At 67.4% G+C, this 23,051-nt stretch carries 21 protein-coding genes and 2 pseudogenes; 9 read left to right on the forward strand and 14 right to left on the reverse strand.

Annotated elements, in window-relative coordinates; translation table 11 throughout:
* Nucleotides 1-21 precede the first annotated feature (21 nt).
* From phnX to ABIC16_RS01950, 6 genes and pseudogenes are all read right to left on the reverse strand, one after another.
* Nucleotides 22-807: a phosphonoacetaldehyde hydrolase gene (gene phnX / locus ABIC16_RS01925; RefSeq protein WP_354289838.1), complete on the reverse strand. Its 786-nt coding sequence runs from the start codon at nt 805-807 to the stop codon at nt 22-24.
* Nucleotides 807-1,919 carry a TIGR03364 family FAD-dependent oxidoreductase gene (locus ABIC16_RS01930; protein ID WP_354289839.1) on the reverse strand — a complete coding sequence of 371 codons (1,113 nt, stop codon included), beginning with the start codon at nt 1,917-1,919 and terminating at the stop codon, nt 807-809. The genes phnX and ABIC16_RS01930 overlap by 1 nt, the downstream gene beginning before the upstream one ends.
* Nucleotides 1,906-3,183 (reverse strand): DUF5690 family protein, encoded by a 1,278-nt coding sequence (locus ABIC16_RS01935; protein ID WP_354289840.1) that lies wholly within the window; start codon nt 3,181-3,183, stop codon nt 1,906-1,908. The genes ABIC16_RS01930 and ABIC16_RS01935 overlap by 14 nt, the downstream gene beginning before the upstream one ends.
* On the reverse strand, nt 3,180-3,941 hold the full coding sequence (locus ABIC16_RS01940) for an acid phosphatase (protein ID WP_354289841.1): 762 nt from the start codon (nt 3,939-3,941) through the stop codon (nt 3,180-3,182). Before ABIC16_RS01940 ends, ABIC16_RS01935 begins: the two co-directional genes overlap by 4 nt.
* Complete coding sequence (locus tag ABIC16_RS01945) at nt 3,938-4,987, reverse strand: phospholipase domain-containing protein (protein ID WP_354289842.1); 1,050 nt, start codon at nt 4,985-4,987, stop codon at nt 3,938-3,940. The genes ABIC16_RS01940 and ABIC16_RS01945 overlap by 4 nt, the downstream gene beginning before the upstream one ends.
* 22 nt (nt 4,988-5,009) lie before the next feature.
* Nucleotides 5,010-5,930: pseudogene (locus tag ABIC16_RS01950) on the reverse strand (alkaline phosphatase family protein); the annotation flags it as partial.
* On the opposite strand from ABIC16_RS01950, the gene ABIC16_RS01955 reads away from it, so the two are divergent.
* The 3 genes from ABIC16_RS01955 (at nt 5,904) to ABIC16_RS01965 (ending at nt 7,655) form a co-directional block, all read left to right on the forward strand.
* Complete coding sequence (locus ABIC16_RS01955; RefSeq protein WP_354289843.1) at nt 5,904-6,119, forward strand: hypothetical protein; 216 nt, start codon at nt 5,904-5,906, stop codon at nt 6,117-6,119. The pseudogene ABIC16_RS01950 and the gene ABIC16_RS01955 overlap by 27 nt on opposite strands.
* Before the next feature lie 134 nt (nt 6,120-6,253).
* Complete coding sequence (locus ABIC16_RS01960; protein WP_354289844.1) at nt 6,254-6,808, forward strand: HD domain-containing protein; 555 nt, start codon at nt 6,254-6,256, stop codon at nt 6,806-6,808.
* An 85-nt stretch (nt 6,809-6,893) separates the two neighbouring features.
* Nucleotides 6,894-7,655 carry a UTRA domain-containing protein gene (locus tag ABIC16_RS01965; protein ID WP_354289845.1) on the forward strand — a complete coding sequence of 254 codons (762 nt, stop codon included), beginning with the start codon at nt 6,894-6,896 and terminating at the stop codon, nt 7,653-7,655.
* 48 nt (nt 7,656-7,703) lie between these two features.
* Here the strand turns inward: ABIC16_RS01965 and ABIC16_RS01970 are convergent, their stop codons facing one another.
* On the reverse strand, nt 7,704-9,362 hold the full coding sequence (locus ABIC16_RS01970) for a radical SAM/SPASM domain-containing protein (RefSeq protein ID WP_354289846.1): 1,659 nt from the start codon (nt 9,360-9,362) through the stop codon (nt 7,704-7,706).
* A gap of 358 nt (nt 9,363-9,720) precedes the next feature.
* On the opposite strand from ABIC16_RS01970, the gene ABIC16_RS01975 reads away from it, so the two are divergent.
* Nucleotides 9,721-12,432: a glycoside hydrolase family 2 TIM barrel-domain containing protein gene (locus ABIC16_RS01975; protein WP_354289847.1), complete on the forward strand. Its 2,712-nt coding sequence runs from the start codon at nt 9,721-9,723 to the stop codon at nt 12,430-12,432.
* 15 nt (nt 12,433-12,447) lie between these two features.
* Here ABIC16_RS01975 and ABIC16_RS01980 read toward each other — a convergent pair whose 3' ends face one another.
* The 3 genes from ABIC16_RS01980 to ABIC16_RS01990 are packed head-to-tail and all read right to left on the reverse strand — an operon-like array spanning nt 12,448 to nt 14,080.
* Complete coding sequence (locus ABIC16_RS01980) at nt 12,448-13,083, reverse strand: heme exporter protein CcmB (protein ID WP_354289848.1); 636 nt, start codon at nt 13,081-13,083, stop codon at nt 12,448-12,450.
* Entirely contained in the window at nt 13,077-13,676 is a 600-nt protein-coding gene (ccmA, locus tag ABIC16_RS01985; protein WP_354289849.1) for a heme ABC exporter ATP-binding protein CcmA, read from the reverse strand. The genes ABIC16_RS01980 and ccmA overlap by 7 nt, the downstream gene beginning before the upstream one ends.
* Nucleotides 13,673-14,080, reverse strand: coding sequence for a metallopeptidase family protein (locus ABIC16_RS01990; protein WP_354289850.1), 408 nt, complete (start codon nt 14,078-14,080; stop codon nt 13,673-13,675). The genes ccmA and ABIC16_RS01990 overlap by 4 nt, the downstream gene beginning before the upstream one ends.
* Before the next feature lie 50 nt (nt 14,081-14,130).
* On the opposite strand from ABIC16_RS01990, the gene ABIC16_RS01995 reads away from it, so the two are divergent.
* On the forward strand, nt 14,131-14,424 hold the full coding sequence (locus ABIC16_RS01995) for a 4a-hydroxytetrahydrobiopterin dehydratase (RefSeq protein ID WP_277970583.1): 294 nt from the start codon (nt 14,131-14,133) through the stop codon (nt 14,422-14,424).
* 100 nt (nt 14,425-14,524) lie between these two features.
* Nucleotides 14,525-16,183, forward strand: coding sequence for an ATP-binding protein (locus tag ABIC16_RS02000; RefSeq protein ID WP_354289851.1), 1,659 nt, complete (start codon nt 14,525-14,527; stop codon nt 16,181-16,183).
* Between the two features lie 135 nt (nt 16,184-16,318).
* Here ABIC16_RS02000 and ABIC16_RS02005 read toward each other — a convergent pair whose 3' ends face one another.
* The 4 genes from ABIC16_RS02005 to crtY form a co-directional block, all read right to left on the reverse strand.
* Nucleotides 16,319-17,263, reverse strand: a complete 945-nt coding sequence (locus ABIC16_RS02005) for a phytoene/squalene synthase family protein (protein ID WP_354289852.1) — start codon at nt 17,261-17,263, stop codon at nt 16,319-16,321.
* Complete coding sequence (locus ABIC16_RS02010) at nt 17,260-17,841, reverse strand: LOG family protein (protein ID WP_354289853.1); 582 nt, start codon at nt 17,839-17,841, stop codon at nt 17,260-17,262. The genes ABIC16_RS02005 and ABIC16_RS02010 overlap by 4 nt, the downstream gene beginning before the upstream one ends.
* A 178-nt stretch (nt 17,842-18,019) precedes the next feature.
* Nucleotides 18,020-19,516 carry a phytoene desaturase gene (locus ABIC16_RS02015; protein ID WP_354289854.1) on the reverse strand — a complete coding sequence of 499 codons (1,497 nt, stop codon included), beginning with the start codon at nt 19,514-19,516 and terminating at the stop codon, nt 18,020-18,022.
* A complete protein-coding gene (crtY, locus tag ABIC16_RS02020; RefSeq protein WP_354289855.1) occupies nt 19,513-20,697 on the reverse strand; it encodes a lycopene beta-cyclase CrtY in 1,185 nt (394 codons plus the stop codon). Before crtY ends, ABIC16_RS02015 begins: the two co-directional genes overlap by 4 nt.
* A gap of 164 nt (nt 20,698-20,861) precedes the next feature.
* Here crtY and ABIC16_RS02025 point away from each other — a divergent pair, with 164 nt between their 5' ends.
* From ABIC16_RS02025 to ABIC16_RS02035, 3 genes and pseudogenes are all read left to right on the forward strand, one after another.
* A complete protein-coding gene (locus ABIC16_RS02025; protein ID WP_277970577.1) occupies nt 20,862-21,665 on the forward strand; it encodes a sterol desaturase family protein in 804 nt (267 codons plus the stop codon).
* Nucleotides 21,622-22,026: a DUF2141 domain-containing protein gene (locus ABIC16_RS02030; protein ID WP_277970576.1), complete on the forward strand. Its 405-nt coding sequence runs from the start codon at nt 21,622-21,624 to the stop codon at nt 22,024-22,026. The genes ABIC16_RS02025 and ABIC16_RS02030 overlap by 44 nt, the downstream gene beginning before the upstream one ends.
* A 108-nt stretch (nt 22,027-22,134) precedes the next feature.
* Nucleotides 22,135-23,011: pseudogene (locus ABIC16_RS02035) on the forward strand (MipA/OmpV family protein).
* Nucleotides 23,012-23,051 lie beyond the last annotated feature (40 nt).

Consider the following 23,051-nt stretch of genomic DNA (forward strand, 5'->3'; position numbering starts at 1 on the left):
GGGGGAGGATTTTTTGAGTAACTAGCCGATCGGCAGCGCGCGGAGCGCTTTGGGCAGGTCGGCGACGGTATCGATGACGATATGCGCGCCGGCCGCCAGCAATGCGGTGCGGGCGCGTTCGATGCGCTCGGCGCGATCCTCTGGCACCAGGGCAGCAAGCGCCGCTTCGGACAGGCCGATGGCATTGCCGCTTGCCGCCACGCCGATCGTCCACACCCCCGCGGCGCGGCCCTCGGCGATGCCGACATCCGCATCGTCGACCTTGACGCAGCCGGTCGCCGGCCATGCGCCGAGTTCAACCAGATTCTTCCATAGCATAAGCGGAGAAGGGCGGCCCGCCGGCGTCTCGCCCGCACAGACCAGCAGGTCCGGCTGATAGCCCTGTTCGGCGGCGCGCGGCAGGATGTCTGCCATCATTTCGCGGGTATAGCCGGTGCACGATCCGATCGCGACGCCATGCGCGCGCAGATCGGCGACGACCTCGGCCGCGCCGGGGATCAGATCGGCATGGTCGCGCGCGGCATCGCGCATCATCGGGCCGATCGCGTCGAACAGGGACAGCACATCCGCCTCGGTCCAGTCGCTGCCGTGCGCAGCGGCCCAGGCCTGGGCGACCCGCGGCTGCCCGAGCAGCGCGCGGATATGGTCGCGCTTGGCCAGCCCCATATCGGCGCGCGCTTCGGCTTCCTCGATCGGCACGCCGGCCTGTTCGAACACCCGGCACAGCGCCACCACCGGCGCGCGGCTGCCGAAATCGATCATCGTGCCGGCCCAGTCGAACACGACCGCCTTGAGGTTTTCGTACATCAATGTTTCCCGTAAAGTTCGGCGACCACGTCTTCGGCCAGCGCAAAGCTGGTCGAGGCGCCGGTGCCGCTGGTGACGACGACCAGCCGCACGCCCTCGGCCGGGGTGCGGACGATGCTGTGTCCTGCCGCCGAGGCATAGGTGCCCGTCCAGCTTGCGATCACCGCCGGCGGCGTGCCGAGCACTTGCGCATAGGCCTCCAGCATCACCGCATCGATCGCGGTGGAGGAAAAGGGGCCGGGGGTGGCGGCATATTCGTGGCTGTCGCCGACCACCAGCGATGCGTCGGCGCTCTGCACCGCGATCAGGTGGACGCCGTACGCCAGCGCTGCGGCTTCCTCCGCGTCTAGCCGCTGCCGCAGCGCCGCCGCCTCGGGCAGATCGGCATAGCCGAGATAGCGGACCATGCTCAGGTCGCTCATCACCGGCGATGCCAGCCGCCAGTTCGGCGCGGCAAGGCGCAGCATCTGGAGCTTGCAGCGGGTGATGCCGGCTTCGGCATAGACTTCGGGGAACAGGCTAGCCCAATCGTCGCCCGGGCAGACGATCACGGCATCGGCCTGACGCACGCCGCGGGAGGTTTCCACGCGTCCGCTCTCCACGGCGTGCACCGCCACGCCATAGGCGAATTCCACCCCGTGCGCGGCCGCCAGCCACGCCGAAAGCCGGGGGATCGCCTGCGCGGATTCGACGCGCAGATCGTGCGGGCTGCGCAGCGCCGCCAATCCACCGCGCACCATCGGCCAATGCTCGGCCAGCGCGGTCGAATCCAGCCGGAGGCAATCGCGGCCCATTTCGGTTTCGAGGAACGCGTCGATTACCGCTACCGCCTCTGGGCGCTGAGCCGTCAGCAGCAGCCCTTGCTGCTCGATCGGGATGCCGGCGAGCGGCGCCACTTCGCGCCACCGGGCGGCGCTGCGCATTGCCAGCTCCCAAACCTTGCTGCGTTCCTGGCCTGTCACGGTGACAAACCCGAAGTTGCGGATCGACGCGCCATTGGCCTGGGCATCGCGATCGAGCACCAGCACGCGCTTGCCCAGCCGCGCGGCGGCCAGCGCATGGGCCAGCCCGACGATGCCGGCGCCGACGACGATCAGGTCATACTGCGACATGGGAACGCTCCGAACGATCGCGGGCGGCGAACCCTATGGCAGACAGCAACGTCAGCACCCCCACCGCCACCGCCGTGAGGTACGAGATGTCGATGAAGAAGGGCAACCACTGGACTTTCGGTGCGGCGAGGCTGCGGAACAGCAACAAGACAACGCTGCCGGCATAGCCCGAGGTATCGGCGATATAGATCAGAAATCCGGCATTGCCCGCGGTGCCGATCGCCGCGATCATCCGATCGAACAGCATCGCGTTGAACGGCGTATAGGCAAGATACAGCCCTGCACCGGTCAGGATCATCCAGGGCAAAGGCGCGAGCAGTCCGGCCTGGAACGCCACGGTCGACAAGCCCAGCAGCGCTGCCCCCAGCAGGATCATCGCATGCATCGCCAGCAGCGCGCGCATATTGTCGCGCACCAGCATCAGCATGGCGAGGCCGCCCAAGCTGATCACCGCCACCGGCAGTTCGCTGGTGGAGAACATCGCAGCACTGCCGCCATAGCCCATCGCGGTCCACAGTTCGGCGGCGAAATTGTCGCGGAAATCGCGGATGCCGGTCAGCAGCACATAGCCGGAGACGAGCAGCACCAGCGACAGCCCATGCGCGCGCAGGAAGGCGGCGCGATCGGCGCGGCGCATCGGCGTGCGGGCGGTGCGTTCGGCTTCGTCCTGCGCATCGGGCGGTGGCATCCGCTCCAGCCACCACAGCGACACCAGCAGCACCGGCACGAACGCCGCGCCGGTCACCGCCGGCATCCATGCCTCGGCCACGCCAGCATGCAGGAACAGCACCGCCACCGATTTCACCACCCCGGACGACAGGATGAAGCTGGCGCACAGCATCGCGCCCAGCAATTCGGACACGCGGCGCCCCTCGACATAGCTGAACACCAGGCCCCAGATCATCCCCAGCGGTAGGCCGTTGAGGAACAAGCAGGCGACATTCCACGGCGCCGGCAGTAGCGCGAACAGCACGAGCGCGAGCCACGAGGACCCGATCAGCGCCAGGATCAGCGCGCCGCGCCCCTGCCGGCCAAACTCGGCGATCACCCGCACGCCGATCATCTTCGACAGCGCATAGCCCAGCACCTGCGCGATCAGCAGCGCGGACTTGTAATCGATGGCGAAATGCCAGCCATGGACATCGCCAAAGGTGGCGGCGGCGAACGGCTTGCGGAATGCATACATCGCAAAATAGGCGCCGAACGCCGCCAGCCCGCTGGCGAGCAGCATCTGCGGCGGCGTTCTGGTGGAAGGTGCGGTCACAATATCGGCCTCGCGAGAATGGCGTTTTCCGCCGCGCACTGTGCTGCATCGGGTGCGGTGGCGCGGATTGAGGCGAGTTCGGCCCGTGCCGCCGCGAGATCGCGCTGGAACGCAGGCGCGGCGTTGAGCACCGCGAACATTGCGGACCCCGCCGTCCAGCCGGCGCGCACCGCGCTCGCCGAATGCGATCCGCACACCGCGCGGCTTTCGCCATATGCCCGGGCGCGGGCGAGGATAGGGCCTGCACGATCGGGCACCAGCTCGGCGAGGATCAGCCCCTCCAGCCAGCCATTGGCGGCGTGACCCGAGGGATAATCGCCATTGCCGGCCAGATGCGCGGTCTTCGCCTCGCAGATCGGCGCATCGGTGCCGAGATAGGGGCGCCGCGCCTGATAGTGCGCCTTGACCGGGTTCACGAGCGGCCCCGTGCCCGCCCTATCGAGCAGGCGGACGAGCGCCGGCACGCGTTTGGGGTCCAGCTCCCTCCCCAGCGCACAGGCGAAGCGGGGCAGGGTGGCGTTGGTCACATCGTCGGTCGCGATGCGCCAGCGCGGCGTGCCCTGCAGCGTGCGCGTCGCCCGGAAGATCGCGCGATCGGCTTGGGCGGCAGGGCTACCCGGTGCCGGGGGTGGCGGCAGGATCGCCAGACCATCCGGCACCTGATCGCGCGGCACATAGGGCCCGCTATCCTGCGCCTGCCCCATCGCTCCCAGCGCCAGCCATGCGGCGATCAACAGGCCGGTGCGCGCGCGCTTCACGCCGTCACCCGCATCGCGCCGATGGCCGGATCGGTGCGCGTCGGCCGTCCGCTTTCCACCTTGCCGGCGAAGCGGCGGAGAAACGTGGCGTCGCCCGCCACGGTGACCGCAAGATCATACCAATGGTCGCTCGCCGCCAGTTTCCACACATCGCTGACCTGCTTGCCCGGCGCGACCGTGATGCGGCGCGTGCCTCTGCCGGTCGTGGGATAGTTGCTGTCCATGGCCACCGCGAACACCAGGGGCGTGACACCCTCGTTACGCAGCACCAATTCGACCGCGCCTTCCGAACCGCGCTGGAGCAGCAGGACTTCGGCCGCCACCGCGCCGGCCTCCAGCGATCCGGCATAGCGGCGCCACAATCCGTTCGGCCCGCGCAGGGTGAGGTCATAGGCGGGGATCGGTCCGGCATCATGCCATTGCTCGCTGGCGAAGCGATCGCCCGCGCCGATCGTGTAATGCCACGGTTCCTGCGCGTCGCTATTGTCGTGCACGGTCAGCGCCGCGCCGGTGCGGCCGCGATTGATCATCTCGATCCGCAGCCGCCGCGCGGGGGTCACGGCAGCGACGATATCGATCGCATAGGGCAGGGGGCGATGCCCGCGCTGGCCCGGCATCTGCGCGGTCGGCGTCTGCATCGCCGGGATCGCGTTGACCGGCCCGGCCCGTGATCGAGCGACGCGTTCGCGGAAATCGGCCGTGCTCGGCAGATCGAGCGCCGCCGCGCGATCCGATCCGGCAAAGTCGAACACCGAGGTCAGATCCCCGCATACCGATCGCCGCCACGCGCTGATATTGGGTTCCATGACGCCGAACCGCGCCTCCAGGAAGCGCAGCACCGAGGTGTGGTCGAACAGTTCGGAACAGACGAAGCCGCCCCGGCTCCACGGCGATACCACGATCGCCGGCGTGCGGATGCCCAGCCCGATCGGGTGCTTGCCCGCAACCTCGGCAGTGCCCGCGCCGTAATCCTTGGTCTCGCCCTCGATCGGCACGGTGCTGTGCCCGCGATAGTCGCCCCACCGGCGGCACCGGCGGCGGCACATGATCGTAAAAGCCGCCCGCCTCGTCATAGACCAGCAGGAACACCGTCTTGGCGAAGACGTCGGGATGATCGACCAGCGCCTCGATCAGTTGGGCAGTGACGTGCTCGCCCTTCGAGGGCTCGGCGGTCGGGTGTTCGGACAGGTCGGCGGCGGTGACGATCCACGACACCTGCGGCAGCGTGCCCCCGGCGACATCGCGCCGAAATGCTTCGACCAGCTGTTCGCCGTCCGACCGTTTGCGATCGGCGCCCGGCTTGTGCTCGCTCACCCAGGATCGGCCGCGGCGATATAGTTCGGAGTCCCTGGCGCAGGGGCGGAAGGGCGGGAAGATCGACAGCAGATTGTCGCCGAAATTGTCGTATTCTTGATAGACTTTCCAGTCGATCCCGGCCGCTTGCAGCCGCTCGGCATAGGTCGTCCAGCGATAGGCGTCGGGGCGCAGCGGGCGATCCTCGGCCATGTCGGCGCTCGGCGTTTCGTCCTCGCCATAATTGTGCATCTGCGGATCGCCGCCCACCGTGCCGCCGCCATTGCAGCCGCTGAACAGGTGCAGCCGGTTGGGATAGGTCTGCGTCATCGTCGAGCAGTGATAGGCGTCGCACACGGTAAAGGCGTCGGCGAGCGCATAGTAAAAGGGCAGGTCGCTCGCGGTATAGTGCAGCATCCGCGTGTGCAGCGCGCCGCTATGCCCCCAGCGGTCATAGCGGCCGCGGTTGAAGATATGGACATTTTCAGGGTGCGACTGTTCGGCGCCATCGACGGTCAGCGCGCGCGTCGTCCTCGAATCGCCGTGAAAGGGCAGGACATGGCCATCGGGATGCTGGACCGAGGGCTGGGCCCATACGCTGCGCCCGCCGGCCAGCCGCAACGGCCGCGGATCGCCAAAGCCGCGCACACCGTTCAGCTTGCCTAAGTAATGATCGAAGGCGCGGTTTTCCTGCATGTGGATTACGACATGCTCAACATCGCGGAGCGTGCCCGTCCGCCGGTTCGCGGGCACCGCCAGCGCGCGCTCGATCAGGCCGGGGAGCTGCGCCACGGCGACGCCCGCGCCCGCCGCCCGAAGAAAATGTCGCCTGGTCGTGCGCTCCATCGGGTGTTCGCCCTTTCCCTGGCCGTTCGGAACCGCTAGAGCGCGGTGTCTGAAACTGGTCTAGTCCAGCTACATGACAGTATCGCGACATCCTGACCGCGATCCTCCCCCCTGCCGGGGTCGGTTCGCGCCCCCATGCTGCCCCCTGCCACCCGCCCAGCCAGCGAGGATCCATGCCCGCCCATATCATCGACGAGATCTTCGACCTGTTCGACCGCTTCGGTTCGCTCCGTTACGGAGAGGATGCGACTCAGCTCCAGCATGCCTTGCAAGTCGCCGAACTGGCGCGGCGCCATCGCTGTTCGGATGCGATGATCGTGGCGGGGCTGCTCCACGATGTCGGCCAGCTGATGGACGATGCCGGCAATGCCGCCGAAGCCCGGGGGATCGACGCGCGGCACGAAATTTCCGGCGCGGCTTATCTGAGCGCCTGTTTCCCGCCCGAAGTGACCGAGCCGATCCGGCTGCACGTCGCCGCCAAGCGCTACCTCTGTGCGATCGACGCGGCGTACCGGGACGGGCTCAGTCGTGCCTCGGCGCTCAGCCTGCAGCTTCAGGGCGGCCCGATGTCGGCGCTCGAAGCCGCGGCGTTCGAGCGCGAACCGTTTTGCAACGATGCGGTGACGCTGCGCCGCTTCGACGACATGGGCAAACAGCCCGAGTGGCATGCGCCCGATCTGGAGAGCTACCGCGCGCTCCTCGACACCCAACGGCGCGCCACCGCCTGACCTGCGCGCGGGCCGGGGGTAATTGGCGGGATCGGCAGGGGCCGCTTGACCAGTGTCGGGTGGTCCTGCCACGTTCCAGGCAGACATGATGCGCAGCGACCTCGAACTCATCCCCATCGCGCGCGGCGATCCCGCGGGCGGCCCGCAGTATCTGGCGCTCCGCGACCAGATCGCCGCGGCGATCGAGATGGGCAAGCTCGCGCCTGGATCGAAGCTGCCGTCGGAACGCCAGTTCCAGGGCGATACCGGCGCCGCGCGCGGTACCGTCCGCGAGGCATTGTTCCAGCTCGAAGCGGAGGGGCTGATCTATCGCCGCGATCGCAGCGGCTGGTACATTTCCCCGCCGGCGGTGACCTATCATCCGATGCGCTGGTCGGGCTTCATGAGCTATGTCGCCGAACAGGGGCGCATTCCCGCGACCGAGACGCTGAGCAAGGACTTGGTGCCGGCCTCGCCCGCGGTCGCCGAGATCTTCGGCACCGCGCCGGGCACCCCGCTCTACAATCTGCAGCGCCGCCGTTCGATCGACGGGCGCGCGGTGCTCGTCGAACGGATCATCGTCGATCCGGGGATCGCACCCGACCTGTTGTCGCATTCGCTCGACGGGTCGCTGACCCAGATCCTCAGCGGGGAGTATGGCCTCAAGGTGGTCCGCAACCGCGTCGAAATGCGACCGTGCGCGCTGGTGCAGTTCGCCGCCGACGCGCTGGGCGTCAAACCCGGTACGCCGGGGCTGATGGTTGTGCGGACCAGCCTGGCGCACGACGGGCGCGTGGTGGAATATGACCAGGAATATTGGCGCCACGACGCCATTCGCGTGCAGATCGACCTCGACGTTTCGGCGTGACCGCCTGCCGCCTGGCCCCGGATCGCCGGACCCAGGCGGACGACGCGATCATCCCTGCAGAACGATGGCCTCGCCACCGAGCGCTTCGCGGTCCTTCATGCGGTAGGCGGCTTGCGGCGCGAAGCCGAGGTCGCACAGGGCTTGCGCCTCGCGGAGGAGAAGCGACAGGTCATCGGGAAAGCGGATTCGTCCGGCGGCGCAAAGCGCCACGATGATGGCGGGATCAGTCGCCCCGGTGATCGCGTCGGTCAGATCGGCGCGAGTCCAGTCCTTGCCCAACCCGTCGGACGGCAGCGTCGCGTCCAGCGCCCGGTCGCGCCAGTGGCTGACATCGTAGAGATGCGCGAAATCCGATCCCAGAATGGGGTGTCGCAGCGTTTCGAGAAAGGCGCTGTGGAGCGGATGATCCTGCGCGGCGACGTTCAGGCGCGGATACAGGGGGCTGACATGGCCACCGGTATTCTGGATCATGTAGAGCCGCATCGAATCCGCGCCCAGCGTCTGCGCGAAGTCGACGAGCGCGGGCATCTCGTGGAAGTTGTCGAGCTGGATCGTGGCGTTGAGATGGAACTCGCGGAATTCGCCGCGCGTGCGCTTGTCCGCGATGAACCGGAGGTTCGGCATCAGGACGTGCCACCGGCCGGGACGCCGGACGACTTCATAGACCCACGGTGTACAAGCATCGATCGACACGTTCACCAGCGCCCGGTACCGGTCGAGCCCGGCATAGTGCGACCAGCGGCTCTCGTTCATCAACAGGGCATTGGTGTGCAGGTCCAGCCCGACGTCGAGATCGTGATCGGCCATGTAGCGCAGGATCGACCGGTAATGCGGGCTCGACCACGGATCGCCCTGGCCGGAAACCGAAATCGTTGTTTTGCCGCGGCTGCTCAACAGCGGCTGGAAGACCTGCTTCTCGATCCGATCGAACCGCCGTTCCTGCGCTTCGTCCGCGGCCTGAATTCCGTCGCGACAGGATGGGCACGCCAGATTGCACGTCACGTCATGCGCCAGGAACAGCCAGCTTGGCCCTTCGGCCATGACGGTGCGGTTCTCGTCGATGTCGGCACGCCGCGCGGGATCAAGGACGTCTTCGCGCTTCGGGAGGGTATCGTCCATGATGAACGTGCAGCGCTGCTTGTGGCAGTATCGGTAACTGCCGTCGAGAATGCTGCCCCGCATCGCCTGCGCGGACGCGGAGTTCCAGATCTCTTCGGCAGTCTGGCCATCCAGATGCCCCAGCCGCGCCTGCGTCCAGATCGAGCAACACGGCGCGACCGATCCGTCCATCAGCGTCTCGAACTTGATGAACGGCGCGTCGCAGAATCGGCCACGCAGATCGGCGGACCGATCGGGGTCGTCATGCCGCTGGACGAAGAATTGCGCGCCGGCCACCTGCGGGCAATGCGGATGGAGCAGCGCGATCCGGTCCAGGTCGGCCAGACCGGCGGCGCGATCGGCGCACAGCGCGGTCAGCACCGCCGCGACGGTCTGCAGCGACTTGGCGGCATTGCCGTCCTGCAGCGGCAGGATCGTACCAATCAGCGTCCGCAGATCGGCGACGTCGTCATGCCGCGACGCCTCGGCCAGTGCCGCCCAGATCTCCGGATGATCGGTCTGATCATCGAGCAGCGCGACGACATTCTCCAGCAACGGCAGGAACGGACTGGTCGGTTCCGGTCGGCTAGCGACGACGGACGATGGCATACACGTCATCAGGATCTCTTTCGTCGTACAAACATACCTTTAGATTATAGGCGGTGGCCGAACCGGGGTGCCGGATTTGGTGGAAAATCCGTGGTGAACACCACCCCGCAGCGTCTTCATCGTCGCCGCGCCCGGCCCTTGTCCGTTTTTGAATTCGCCATGGTGACGAAGCCCCGCGCCATCCCACAGGCGCCGATCGCCGACCGATAGGCGTGCGGTCATCCGCTCAAAACGCCATTTCAGAACGCGTTTGGTAAGGCCAAATTGTCCGACTGGTCCGACGAGATTGCCTATGCAACGGAAAGCTGGTCAGGCCGATGCGGCGGTGATATCGCTGTCCCGACAGGAGAGGGACACGATGATGACGGACCGTTACAAGCGGCTGATCGTCGCTGGCGCGCTGGTACCGGGCATGTTCGGCACGGCCGCGCTGGCGCAGACATCCACGCCGGGCACCGCTGCCACGCAAGTCACGACGGCGGAGGCCCGGGCGAGCCAGACGCTGGCAGAGGGATGGCGCTTTCACCAGGGCGACGTTTCCGGGGACGCAACCGCCGACGGCTTCGACGACGCCGGATGGGAGACCGTCAGCGTTCCGCACACGTGGAACCGGGTCGGCTTCTACCGTCCGGACCCGCAAAGCCACGTGCACCGCGCGGAAACGGTCAACAAGACGCAAGGCCTCGGCTGGTATCGGCAGCGCTTCGCGGTTCCGCCGGCGATGCGCGGCAAGCAGGTCTGGCTGGAATTCGATGCGGCGAGCCGGATCGCGAGCGTGTGGCTGAACGGCCGGAAGCTGGGCGACCATGCGGGCGGCTTCTCGCGGTTCCGGCTCGATGCGACCGCGGCACTGCGACCGGGTGCGGACAATCTGCTGGTCGTGCGGACCGACAACAGCGCCCCCGCGGGCAAGGACTCGACGACTGCCGACGTGTTGCCGCTGACCGGCGATTTCTTCGTCCACGGTGGCCTGTACCGTCCGGTGCGGCTGATCGCGGTCGATCCGATTCATCTCGACCTGGCCGATTCCGGCGGATCGGGCGTTCTGGCGACCACCACCAGCGCCAGCGCGGCCGAGGCGAAGATCGCCGTGCGCACGCGCATTGCCAATGCCGGGCGGCGCACGGGCGCGGTCCGCGTCGTCGCCAGCCTGATCGATGCCGACGGGCGCACCGCGGCGTCGGCGCAGGCGTCGCTCGCGCTCGCCGCATCCGCCACGCAGGAGGCCGCGCTGACGCTTGCGGTCGCCACCCCGCACCGCTGGCAGGGGGTAGCGGACCCGTATCTGTACACGCTGTCGGTCGACGTGACCGATTCGCGCGGACGCCTGCTCGATCGGGTTCGGCAACCGTTCGGGATTCGCACGATCCGGATCGACCCCGCGCAGGGGCTGTTCCTCAACGACGTGCACGTGCCGCTGCACGGCGTCGGCTATCACCAGGATCACGAGGGCAAGGGCTGGGCAACCACCCCCGCCGACGTCGCCGCGGACGTCGCGATCATGCGCGAGATGGGCGTCAACGCGATCCGCCTGACACATTATCAGCATGGCCAGGCGATCCACGATCTGGCCGACCGCACCGGTCTGCTGGTGTGGGACGAGATCCCGCTGGTGTCCGCCTGGACCCGGCGCGGCGAGCTCGAGCCGCGTCCGGCGCTGGTCGCCAACGCGCGCCAGCAATTGCGCGAACTGATCCGCCAGAACGGCAACCATCCCTCGGTCGTCACCTGGGGAATCGCCAATGAGGTCGACTTCGGCAATTCCTTCCCGGCGTTCCTGACCGGCTTCGCAGATGGCCGAACGCCCGATCCGCTGCCCTTGCTCAAGACCTTGCAGGGCGATGCCCGCGCCGAGGACCCGAGCCGCCCGACCGCGCTGGCGACCTGTTGCGAAGGGCGGCTGTTCGACCAGGGCGTCGCGATCCCGACGACCGCGGCGGTGGCCGACCTCGGCGGCGCGAACCGCTACTTCGGCTGGTATTTTGGCGTGCCGGGCGATCTTGGTCCGCATCTCGACCAGCTCCACGCCAGACGCCCTGCGCAACCGCTTGCGGTGACCGAATATGGCGCGGGCGGCGCGACCAGCATCCACACTGACGACGTGCGCGGCGGCCCGATTGACTCGCGCGGCGTCCGCCAGCCCGAGGAATATGAGAGCCATATCCACGAGGACGCGTGGAAGACGCTCGCTGCACGGCCGTATCTGTGGGGGACGTTCCTGTGGAATTCGTTCGACTTCGCCACGACGATCCGGGCCGAAGGCGATGCGCAGGACATCAACACCAAGGGCCTGGTCACTTACGATCGCGCGATCCGCAAGGACGCCTATTATTTCTACAAGGCGCAGTGGAGCGAGACCCCGACCATCCACATCAACGGGCGACGCTATGTCGATCGCGCGTACCCGGTCACCGACGTGCGCGTGTACAGCAACCTCGCCACCACCGACTTGCTGCTCAACGGCCGGTCACTCGGCGTGCGCAGCAATTGCCCGGACCGGATCTGCGTGTGGCCGGCCGTCGCGCTCACCGTCGGGCGCAACGCGCTGGTCGCGCGCGGCGGGGGGATCGAGGACAGCGTCGCCTGGACGCTTGGGGCCGATGCCGCCGCCAGCGTGCGGATCGACGCGGGCGCGATCGTCGCCGCGCCCGCCTCGCGGCGGTTCGGGTCGGATGCGTTCTTCACCGGTGGCACGGCGGGCACCCTGACCAAGCCAGCCGATTACGGCAAGCCTGCAGTCGCGGCGGTGATCGCTGGCGCCGCGGATCCCGCGGTTGCCGCAACCTATCGCGAAGGGCGCTTCGGCTACGCGATTCCACTCGCCGATGGCCGCTATACCGTGACGCTGACCTTCGTCGAACCGGCGCTCGCGGCGGGTGCGCGGGTGTTCGACGTGACCGCCAACGGCAAGCCGATCGTCAAGGCGCTCGACATCGCGCGCAGCGCGGGTGGCCCGATCAAGGCGCTGGTGCGGCAGGGAACGGTGGTCGTGCGCGGCGGGATGCTCGATCTGGCGTTCGTGCCCGTCACCGGGGATGCGATCGTCTCCGCGATCGAAATCACGCGGTGACCGATCGGTCGGGGGTCACTCCATCCCGGCGCGCATTGCTGCGCCGGCGACGAACGGTGCCCCCGCGACCAGCAACAGCGCGACCGCCGCGAGCAGCTTGAGCGCGCCTGCGCCGCCGTCGATCGATCCTGCGCCGAAGATCAGCAACGGCACGGCGAGCGGCAGCATTACCAGCCCCGCGACCGATCCCGCCCCGCGCAACCCCGTCACCAGCGCCGACGTCGCGACCGCAAGCGCGGCAAGGCCGGGGGTGCCGATCAGCAGCCCGAGTTCCACCGTCCCCAGCGTCGCCGCGGGCAGGCCGAGCAACCCCGCCGCGATCACCGCCGCCAGCATCAGCGGCGGCCCGAACCCGAGCCAATGCGCGACGATCTTCGCCGCCGCCACCGCCGACAAGCTCACCCCGCGCACCGCCAGCTGATCGAGCACCCCGCTTTCGGTGTCGGGGCCGATCAGCCGTTCGACCGGCATCAACGCCGCGAGCACCGCCGCCGCCCAGATCACCCCGCCACCGATCCGCGCGAGCAAAGCGGTGTCGGGGCCGACCGCGAATGGAAACAGGATCGTGACGAGCAGGAAGAAGGCGAGCGCATTGACGATCCCGCCGCTCGCCCAGCTGATCCGCAGATCGCGCAGGATCAGCGTCAGCATGGCAGCACGATCGTCTGCGCGTCCGGCAGGTCGAGCGGCATGTGCGTCGCGACCAGCGCGATCCCGCCGTCGGCGCGGTGCCGCGCGATCAGCCGTTCGAGCACCCCGACGCTCGCGACATCGAGCCCGTTCGCGGGCTCGTCGAGCAGCCACAAGGTCGCGCCGCTGGCGACGACTCGTGCCAGCGCGGCGCGGCGGCGTTGCCCGGTCGAGAGCAGACGCACCGGCACTTCGGCGATCGTGGACAACGCCACCGCCGCTAGCGCATGCTCCGCCCGTTCCCGCGCACGCGCAGGCGCGGCATCGAGCGACGCCCAGAAGGCGAGCGCATCGACCAGCCGTCGCGCCGGGTCGAGCGCATGCGCCTCCGCCATCAGCGCGCGCGTCAGCGGATGGCGGACGGTACCCGCGTCCGCGCGCAGCAATCCGGCGGCGATCCGGATCAGGCTCGATTTGCCCACGCCATTCGGCCCCGCGACCAGCCCCGCCGCGCCCGCGGGGAGCGAGAACGACAGGCCATCGAACAGCATCCGTCCACCGCGGACGCAGCGCACGTCCGAAAAGGCGAGCACGGGCGGGGCGTGTTCGCTCACTGGTCCTGAACCGTCGCTTCCAGCGCGTGCATGTCGGCGTCCGAGAGTCCGAAATGGTGGCCGATCTCGTGGATCGTCACGTGCCGCACCAATTCGGTAAGTCCGACCCCCGTCGCCACCCATTCGTCGAGGATCGCGCGCCGGTACAGATGGATCCGGTCGGGGAGCGCCCCGCTTTCCATCGACGATTTCTCGCCGATCGGCCGACCGTGATAGAGCCCCGTCAGGTCGTACGGATCCTCGATCCCGAGCGCGTCCAGCGTCTCGTCGTCGGCGAACTCCTCGACCAGCAACACGACGTCGCCGAGATGCGCGCGGAATGCGGGCGGCAGGCCCGCGATCGTCGCGCGGGCGATCGCCTCGATCACGTCGGCCTCCGGTGGGAGTTGATCGGTCTGCTCCATGCGGTAAGCCTTACGGCGGCGGCGCGCGGTGCGCCAGCAGGAGAGTATGTGTGACGGTGGAGCCGCTCAACGACGAAGACCGGGCAGCAGCGCTCGATACGCTCGACGAATGGGATTATGACGAATCCCGCGACGCGATCACGCGGCGCTTCACCTTCGCCGATTTCAGCGAGGCGTTTGCGTTCATGACGCGGGTCGCCTTGCTGGCGGAGAAGGCGGACCATCATCCCGAATGGTCGAACGTGTGGAACCGCGTCGACATCGCGCTCACCACGCATGACGCGGGGGGGCTGTCGCACAAGGACATCGCGATGGCGGAGGCGATCGAGGCGGTCGCGGAATAGGGGGCGCCCCATCCCCCGGGGCCGGCGCCGCCCGTCACGCAATCTTTACCCCTGGCGCGGCAAGATTGCGGGACTCGCGACTCCCAGGACGTTCCCGCTCATGACCGAAATCCTCCGCACCACGGCCTTCGCCGATGCCGCCCCGCTGGCGACGTCTACAAAAACCGGCACGGAAATCGGGATGGTGTTCGACATCGCCGGATCGAGCGGGATGGTCGTGCTCGACGCGGTGGCGCTGGAAGACCTCGGCCAGCACGCCGATCCGGTCGTCGCCAGCGCGGGCTCGGTCGGCAGCCAGATCAAGATGCGGGTCGGGCCGACCTGGCTGGTCGCCAACGTGCGCGCGCTCAAGCTGCTCGACGGCCATGCCGACCGGATCGCCGCGCAGATCGATTTCCTCGGCGAGGCCGACGAGGAGAAACTGACCGGCAAGATCTACAATTTCCGCCGCGGCGTGACGCGCTATCCCACGCCCGGTTGCCTCGCCTATCCCGTCTCGTCCGCCGACATGACGCAGATCTACGCCGCCGACGACCGCGCGCGGATCGAGATCGGCACGGTCTATCCGACTCGCGACGTGCGCGCGGCCTTGTATGTCGATGCGCTGCTCGGACGGCATTTCGCGCTGCTCGGCAGCACCGGCACCGGCAAGTCGACCGCCACCGCGCTGATCCTCCACCGGATCTGCGAGATGGCGCCGCACGGCCATGTCGTGATGATCGATCCGCACGGCGAATATGCCTCGGCCTTCCGCGAGAATGGTGCGATCTACGACGTGTCCAACCTGCAGATGCCATACTGGCTGATGAACTTCGACGAACATTGCGAGGTGTTCGTCACCAGTTCGGGGTCCGAGAAGCAGATCGACGCGGACATCCTTGCCAAATGCCTGTTGATGGCACGCGCCAAGGGGCGGTTGGGGCAGGAAATCAGCAAGCTGACGGTCGATGCGCCGGTGCCGTATCTGCTGAGCGACCTGACCAACCTCATCCAGCTCGAAATGGGCAAGATGGACCGCGCGGGCGACACTGCGCCGTACCTCCGGCTCAAGACCAAGATCGAGGAGATCAAGGCCGATCCGCGCTACGGCTTCATGTTCTCAGGCATGCTCGTCGCGGATACGATGGCGGCGTTCCTCCAGCGCGTGTTCCGCCTGCCGGGCGACGGCAAGCCGATCTCGATCATCGACGTGTCGGGCGTGCCGAGCGAAATCACGTCCGTGGTGGTGGCGGTGCTCAGCCGGATGGTGTTCGACTTCGCGATCTGGTCACGCGGCGAGGCGAAGCGCCCGATCCTGCTCGTGTGCGAGGAAGCGCATCGCTACATTCCGAACGGGGACAAGATCGATTCGAGCGTCGGGCGGATCCTCAGCCGGATCGCCAAGGAAGGCCGCAAATACGGCGTGTCGCTCGGCCTCGTCACGCAGCGGCCGTCGGATCTGGCGGAAGGCGTGCTGTCGCAGTGCGGGACGATCATCGCGATGCGGCTCAACAACGATCGCGACCAGGCGTTCGTCCGCGCGGCGATGCCCGAGGGCGCGCGCGGGTTCCTCGATTCGATCCCAGCTTTGCGCAACCGTGAATGCATCGTCTGCGGGGAGGGCGTCCCGGTGCCGGTGCGCGTGGCGTTCGATTCGCTCGAAGATTCGCGGCGGCCCGCGTCGGACGATCCGGTCTTCTCGAAATTGTGGTGCGAATCCGGCGGCGAGGAAGAGATGATCACCCGCACGCTCAAGAAGTGGCGCGCACAGGCGCGGTAGGGCGTTTCTCCTGCGCCCCATCCCCCCATTCCGTTCGGGCTGAGCGAAGTCGAAGCCCTGCTCTCACCACGCACGTCGCTCGGCTTCGAGAGGTGCCCTTCGACTGCGCTCAGGGCGAACGGTGAGGGGAGCGCGTCAGCGTGGCCGGGTCCACAGCGTCGCATCCCGCTCCGTCGCCGGATAGAGCACCCGCCGCCGTCGCGCCTCGTCGAACGCGCGGCGGATGAACCCGAGCTTCGCCTGGCGCGACGTCGTCACCCGTGCATCCCATGCGCGCGGCCCGAGCGCCGCGACGCTCCGCCCGATCGCGCCGTAAATCCCCGCCGCCGCGAGCACCGCCCACGCCGAGCGGAACGCGAGCGCGGGCGTGCCGTAGCGCGCGCTTTCCTCATACCGCGCGGCAAGCAGCCCCAAACGCTCGCCGAGCGACCCCAGCCGATCGCGATATTGCGGCGCGAGCAGCGCCTCCGCCGGAATGCCGAACTCGTCGAGCCAGTCCTGCGGCAGGTAACACCGCCCCGCACGCGCATCCTCCGCGACGTCGCGCGCGATGTTGGCGAGCTGGAACGCGAGGCCAAGGTCGCACGCGCGGTCGAGCGTCGCGTCGTCCTCGGGGGACACCCCCATCGCGATCGCCATCATGCTGCCGACGACGCCCGCGACATGGTAGCAATAGCGATACAGATCCTGCTCGGTCTGCGGCCGCCACCCTTCGGCGTCGAGCGCGAAGCCCGCGATCAGGTCGCGCGGAAGTGCCGGGGGCAGGGCGGTCTCGGCCGCGAACAGCCGCAACGCATCGAACGCCGGCTCGCCGACCGGGACGCCCGCCAAAGCCGCCTCGGTCTTGGCGGTCATCATCGCGAGCCGTTCGGGGCCGTCCGCCACGCCCGTCATGTCGTGGCCATGATCCTGCCCATCGGCGATGTCGTCGCACGCGCGGCACCACGCATACAGCAGCCACGCGCGCTCGCGCACCTTGGGCGCGAACAGCGTGCTCGCCGCGGCAAAGCTCTTGGAGCCGCGCGCGATCGACTGCTTGGCGGCCGCGACGGTCGCGGCGCGCGACGCGGGATCGTTCACAGGTCGCTGGCAAGCATCTTGGTGATCGTCTCGATTGGCTCGTGCGCTGCCATCTGCGCGAGCAGTCCGTCGAGCGCGGTATCGATCAACAGAATGCCCTGATGCTGTGGCCGCAGGAAGCCGACCTCGCCCATCTTGTGGTAAAAGGCGATCAGGCCGTCATAATAGCCGCTCACATTGAGCAACCCGACCGGCTTCTCATGATAGCCGATCTGCGCCCAGCTCAGCGCTTCCCACAATTCGTCCATCGTGCCGGTCCCGCCGGGCAGGTTGACGAACCCGTCGGACAGGTCGGTAAACGCCTGTTTGCGCTGGTGCATCGTCGCGACGACGTGGAGTTCGCTGAGGCCACGATGCGCGACCTCGGCGCTGACGAGCGCTTCGGGAATGATCCCGATCACTTCGCCGCCCGCTTCCAGCGCGCTGTCGGCGACCGCGCCCATCAGGCCGAGCTTGCCACCGCCATACACGACGCCGATCCCGCGCTCGGCGAGCGTGCGACCGACCTGGCGGGCGGATTCGATATAGACGGGATCGCTAGGGGAGGCGGACCCGCAGTAAACAGCCAGGCGCTTCACAAGCCCCTCCCCTTCAGGGGAGGGGTTGGGGTGGGGCAGTACAGCATGCTGGCCTCTCTACGAGACACAGCCCCACCCCCGACCCAGTGTCGGGTGAAGGATGCCCCGCATCCTTCAGGCCATGCCGGGGGCATGGCCGACCCGACACTTCTGAAGGGGAGGGGCTTTAGATCAAAAGTCATCGTTCACTCTCCAGCATCAACGCCGCGGTCGCCTTGGCACTCCCCACCACGCCGGGAATCCCCGCGCCCGGATGCGTGCCTGCGCCCACGAAATACAGATTGGGAATATGGTCGTCGCGATTGTGCACGCGAAACCACGCACTTTGCGTCAGCAACGGCTCGAGCGAGAAGGCGCTTCCCAGATGCGCATTCAGGTCAGCAGCAAAGTCGTTCGGCGCATAATGGAACTTGGTCACGATCCGCTCGTGGATATCCGGGATCAGCCGCCGCCCGACCTCGTCGAGGATGCGCTTCTCGAGGATCGGGCCGATCTCCTTCCAGTCGACCGGGAACTTGCCGAGATGCGGCACCGGCGCGAGCACATAGAAGGTCGAATGCCCCTCGGGCGCGAGCGACGGATCGGTCACGGTCGGGTGGTGGAGATACAGCGAGAAATCCTCGGGCAGGACGCCGTGGTCGTAGATATCGGCGAGCAGCCCCTGATAGCGCGGCCCGAACAGGATCATGTGGTGCGGGATGCCCGGCCACGTTCCCTTGATCCCGAAATGCACGACGAACAGCGACGGCGAGTATTTCTTGCGTTCCAACCCGGTCTTGGTCCGCTGCGCACTCCGCGAGGACTTCAGCAGGTCGCGGTAGCTGTGCATCACGTCGCTGTTGCACGCGACCATATCCGCATCCGCATGCCAGCCGCTCGCGGTGGTGACGCCGGTCGCGCGGTCGCCCATCGTCGCGATGTCGACTGCCGGGTCGCCCAGCCGCAGCACCCCGCCCAATCGCTCGAAATGGCGGACCATGCCCGCGATCAGCTGGTTGGTCCCACCCATCGCGAACCAGACGCCGCCGTCCTTCTCGAGCTTGTGGATCAGCGCATAGATCGCGCTGGTGTTCATCGGATTGCCGCCGACCAGCAGCGTATGGAACGACAGCGCCTGCCGGAGATGCTCGTCCTTCACGTAAGACGACACGATCGAATAGACCGACCGCCACGCCTGATACTTCGCCAGCGCAGGCGCCGCCTTGATCATCGAGGCGAAGTCGAGGAACGCGACATGGCCGAGCTTGCGATAGCCTTCCTCGTATACGCCCGCGGCATATTCCAGGAACTTGGCATAGCCCGCGACGTCTTCGGGGTTGAGCTTGGCGATCTCGGCGTTGAGCGCGGGGGCATCGTTCGAATAATCGAAATTGACGCCGTCGGGCCAGTTGAGCCGGTAGAACGGCGTCACCGGCGCAAGCGTCACGTCGTCCGCCATGTCGCGCCCGGTCAGCGCCCAGAGTTCCTGCAGGCACGGCGGATCGGTAATCACGGTCGGCCCGGCGTCGAAGGTGAAGCCGTCCTTCTCCCACACGTACGCCCGCCCACCCGGCTTGTCGCGCGCCTCGACGATCGTCGTCTCGACCCCCGCCGACTGCAGCCGGATCGCGAGCGCGAGCCCGCCGAACCCCGCGCCGATGACGATAGCAGTCCGGGCGGGCGGCGTGGTGCTCATGCCGACGGCTCCGTCCGCGCGGCGGGCAACAGGCCGATCGCCTGTAAGGCGCGGCCGATCGGCACCGGCGGCTTGCCGGTCAGGATCCGGGCCTTGTCCATCATCGTCGATTGTCCTGCATAGAAGCGCCGCACCAATTGCGAGTCGAGCCGGTAGAAGCGTTCGAGCACACGGTAGCGTTCCTCGGGCTCGGCCGCGCGGAACAGCATCTTGTCGATCATACGATAGAAGCCGCGCTGCTGCCACGTCGCGCGTGCGAACCCATAAGTCAGGTCGCGCAAGCCCGCGCCCGACAGGTCGCGAGTCCGCGCGATCAGCGATGCGGTGCGCACCGCGTCGGGCAGCGAATAGCCCGTCGTCGGGTGGAACAGCCCGGCGCGCATCCCGGCCTTGGCCGAATCCTGCCCGGTCGAGCGCCAATACCCCTCAAAATCGCCCCCCATCGTCACCGGCAGCACGCCCGCTTCCTCGCGGATCAGACGATCGACCTGCCAGCCGCGCGTGGTGACATAGGCGTCGACCCGGTCGCTCAGCACCGCGCGGTCGAGATCGGGGGTATCGCTGTAATAGGTGTCCTCGACGAACATCCGCGTCGCGGCGAACGGCAGGCAATAGACGAAGCGATAGCCGTCGCGTTGCGGCACGCGCGCGTCCATCACCATCGGGCGCGGATCGTCATGCGGCTCGGCCAGCTCGAACTCGCGCCCGACGAACTTCTGCCAACCGCAATCGAGCTGCCCCAGATCGCCCGCCCCACGCGCATCGATCACGCCCTTGGCCTCGATCCGGTCGCCGTCGGCGAATTCCACGGTGATCGCGCTGACGCTGTGCACCGGGCGGCCCAGCATCAGCGCCGCCTCGGGCAGCGCCGCGCGGACCAGCGTATCCAGCCGGTCCGACTCGATCGAATAATACGGCGCGGTGATGTGGCGCTCGTGCGCGGGGAACATGACGTCGTAGCTGCGCCAGCCATAACTGATCAGCGGCGCGACGATCCAGCGGTCCGCTTCATCGACGTCGCTCGCGAAGAACGACCACAAATGATTCCCGCCGACCGTGTCGGCCGCATCGACCAGCCGGACGTCGAGCGCGGGATGGCGCCGCTTGAGCGCAAGCGCAATCAATCCGCCCGCGAGGCCGGCACCGACGATCGCGACGTCGCAGTGGAATGTGGTCGCCATGAATCAGCGGGTAACCGATCCTGTACGGCACGCAAGCGGCGATCTTCCGTGATGGAACAGTCACGTCCTGCGGTATTTGGAGGCGTCACGGTCGTCCGGGGGCAAATCGCGACCGCACGATCTTGCGCTAGGTCGATCGCGGCGTGGCGGCTATAGCGGCCGTCATGTCGATCGCTCTTGCCATCCTCGCGTCCGCGCTGGTCATGTCGTTGATCGTCGCGGTCCGCTATCTCATCGTGTCGGGCGCGTTCGCGGCGGCGACGCGGGTGCGCTATCCCGGCCTGTATCGCGGCATGAACCCGCAAATCCGGCGCGAGATCTGGTGGAGCATCGTCTCCGCCGCAATCTACGGCATTCCCGCGGGCGTGATCGCCTGGGGCTGGCAGAACCACGGCTGGACTTTGGTCTATCAGGACGTCCACGCCTATCCGCTGTGGTATCTCCCCGTCTCGGTGTTGCTCTACCTCGTCGCGCACGACACCTGGTTCTACTGGACGCATCGCTGGATGCACCAGCCGCGCGCGTTCAAGCTCGCGCATGCGCTCCACCACGACAGCCGCCCGCCGACCGCCTGGGCGGCGATGGCGTTCCATCCGATCGAGGCGATCAGCGGCGCTGTGATAATTCCGCTACTGGTCTTCGCGATTCCGATCCACGTCGGCGCACTCGGCTTGGTGCTCACGGTGATGACGGTTATGGGCGTCACCAATCACATGGGGTGGGAAATGTTTCCTGCGTTCATGTGGCGAGGTCCATTGGGGGCGTGGCTCATTACCGCGAGCCATCATCAGCGACACCATGAACTGTACCGAGGGAATTATGGTCTCTACTTCCGTTTCTGGGACCGGGTCTGCGGCACCGACCGCGGCGTCGGGAATTTCACGCGCGAACATGCCAAGGCTGGCGTCGATCGCGGCCGCGGGCATGGTGGTGCTCCTGGCCTTGCCGGGCGCGGTGGGGACCAGTGAGCTCGCCGTCGACGTTTCGAACTTGCGCTCGGCCAAGGGGATGGTGCGCGTCTGCCTGACCGCGGACCCCGACAATTTCCCCGCCTGCGTCGACGATGCCCGGGCAACGACGCGTTCGATCCCCGCAAACATGACCAGCATCCACTTCGACGGGCTCCCGTACGGAAATTATGCCGTCGCGGTGATCCATGACGAGAACGACAACCACAAACTCGACACGTTCGCCGGAATTCCCCGCGAAGGCTTCGGTTTTTCACGCAATCCGTCGGTGACCTTCGGTCCGCCGCGCTTCGCTGCCGCGCGCTTCACGCTGTCGAGTGATGCAGATCGGCAACAGGTCCGGATGCGATATCTGCTCTGACCCCGACGGCACGGAAACAATCCCACTGCATCGCGTTACGCGCCCGACACAATCCGCGTTTCGTACCCGATTATCGTCTTGCCCCTTCCTGAATTCCCGGAGCCGCCCGTGACCCATCGTTCCATCTTCGCCGCCGCAACCGTCCTGTTGCTCGCCTCCGCCGCACCCGCGCTCGCGCAGCAGGCGGTGCCGGCGCCCGCCGACAACAACCAGATTGCGGACGAGTTCGACAAGGACACGGTCACCGTCGGCGTCGGCGCGGCGTATCTGCCGGATTACGACGGCTCGAACGACTATCGCGTCGTTCCGGCGCCGGTCGTGATCGGTTCGGTCAAGGGCTTCAACTTCTCGGTCATCGGCAACCGCGCCAGCCTCGATCTTGCCCGCAACCAGCCTGGCCAGCGCTGGGACATCCAGTTCGGCCCGATCGGCGTGGTCAATTTCGACCGCCAGAGCCCGAAGAACATCGACGATCTGCGCGTCCGCGCGCTCGGCAAGATCGATACCGCGATCGAACTCGGCGGCTATATCGGCCTCGGCAAGACCGGCGTCATCACTAGCCCGTATGACAAGCTGTCGGTGTCGATCAGCATGCGCCACGACGTCAACAACGTCCACAAGTCGAGCATCCTGCAGCCGTCGATCAACTATCTGACCCCGCTCAGCCGCAAGGCGGCGGTCGCGCTGTTCGGCACCGCGCAATATGTCGAGAGTGGCTATGGCGCGACCTACTTCAGCATCACCCCAGCGCAGAGCCTCGCCAGCGGGCTTCCGACCTACAGCACCGGCAAGGGCTGGAAGAACTATTCGGTCGGCGGTCTCGCGACCTATTCGCTGACCGGCGACTTGCTCCATGGCTTCAAGCTCGTCGCGGGCGGCACCTATTCGCGCATGCTCGGCAGCTTCGCGGACGCGCCGATCGTGCGGATCGCGGGGCTCGCGCAACCAGTGGGTCGGCGCGGCCGGCGTCGCCTACACCTTCTAAGCCAACGATCCCCGCAGCGACTCCTCCGGCGCGACGAACC

The sequence above is a fragment of the Sphingomonas sp. PvP055 genome (assembly GCF_040546365.1).
Taxonomy (GTDB): domain Bacteria; phylum Pseudomonadota; class Alphaproteobacteria; order Sphingomonadales; family Sphingomonadaceae; genus Sphingomonas; species Sphingomonas echinoides_A.

Excerpts from the sequence above, each read along its gene's own strand:
- ABIC16_RS01975 (WP_354289847.1), top strand. The coding sequence starts at position 9,721 with ATGATGACGGACCGTTACAAGCGGCTGATCGTCGCTGGCGCGCTGGTA.
- ABIC16_RS01955 (WP_354289843.1), top strand. The coding sequence starts at position 5,904 with ATGATCGAAGGCGCGGTTTTCCTGCATGTGGATTACGACATGCTCAAC.
- ABIC16_RS01960 (WP_354289844.1), top strand. The coding sequence starts at position 6,254 with ATGCCCGCCCATATCATCGACGAGATCTTCGACCTGTTCGACCGCTTC.
- crtY (WP_354289855.1), bottom strand. The coding sequence starts at position 20,697 with ATGGCGACCACATTCCACTGCGACGTCGCGATCGTCGGTGCCGGCCTC.
- ABIC16_RS01930 (WP_354289839.1), bottom strand. The coding sequence starts at position 1,919 with ATGTCGCAGTATGACCTGATCGTCGTCGGCGCCGGCATCGTCGGGCTG.
- ABIC16_RS01970 (WP_354289846.1), bottom strand. The coding sequence starts at position 9,362 with ATGCCATCGTCCGTCGTCGCTAGCCGACCGGAACCGACCAGTCCGTTC.
- ABIC16_RS01980 (WP_354289848.1), bottom strand. The coding sequence starts at position 13,083 with ATGCTGACGCTGATCCTGCGCGATCTGCGGATCAGCTGGGCGAGCGGC.
- ABIC16_RS02030 (WP_277970576.1), top strand. The coding sequence starts at position 21,622 with ATGGTGGTGCTCCTGGCCTTGCCGGGCGCGGTGGGGACCAGTGAGCTC.
- ABIC16_RS01990 (WP_354289850.1), bottom strand. The coding sequence starts at position 14,080 with ATGGAGCAGACCGATCAACTCCCACCGGAGGCCGACGTGATCGAGGCG.
- phnX (WP_354289838.1), bottom strand. The coding sequence starts at position 807 with ATGTACGAAAACCTCAAGGCGGTCGTGTTCGACTGGGCCGGCACGATG.
- ABIC16_RS01965 (WP_354289845.1), top strand. The coding sequence starts at position 6,894 with ATGATGCGCAGCGACCTCGAACTCATCCCCATCGCGCGCGGCGATCCC.
- ABIC16_RS02025 (WP_277970577.1), top strand. The coding sequence starts at position 20,862 with ATGTCGATCGCTCTTGCCATCCTCGCGTCCGCGCTGGTCATGTCGTTG.
- ABIC16_RS01945 (WP_354289842.1), bottom strand. The coding sequence starts at position 4,987 with ATGTGCCGCCGCCGGTGCCGCCGGTGGGGCGACTATCGCGGGCACAGC.
- ABIC16_RS02000 (WP_354289851.1), top strand. The coding sequence starts at position 14,525 with ATGACCGAAATCCTCCGCACCACGGCCTTCGCCGATGCCGCCCCGCTG.
- ABIC16_RS02015 (WP_354289854.1), bottom strand. The coding sequence starts at position 19,516 with ATGAGCACCACGCCGCCCGCCCGGACTGCTATCGTCATCGGCGCGGGG.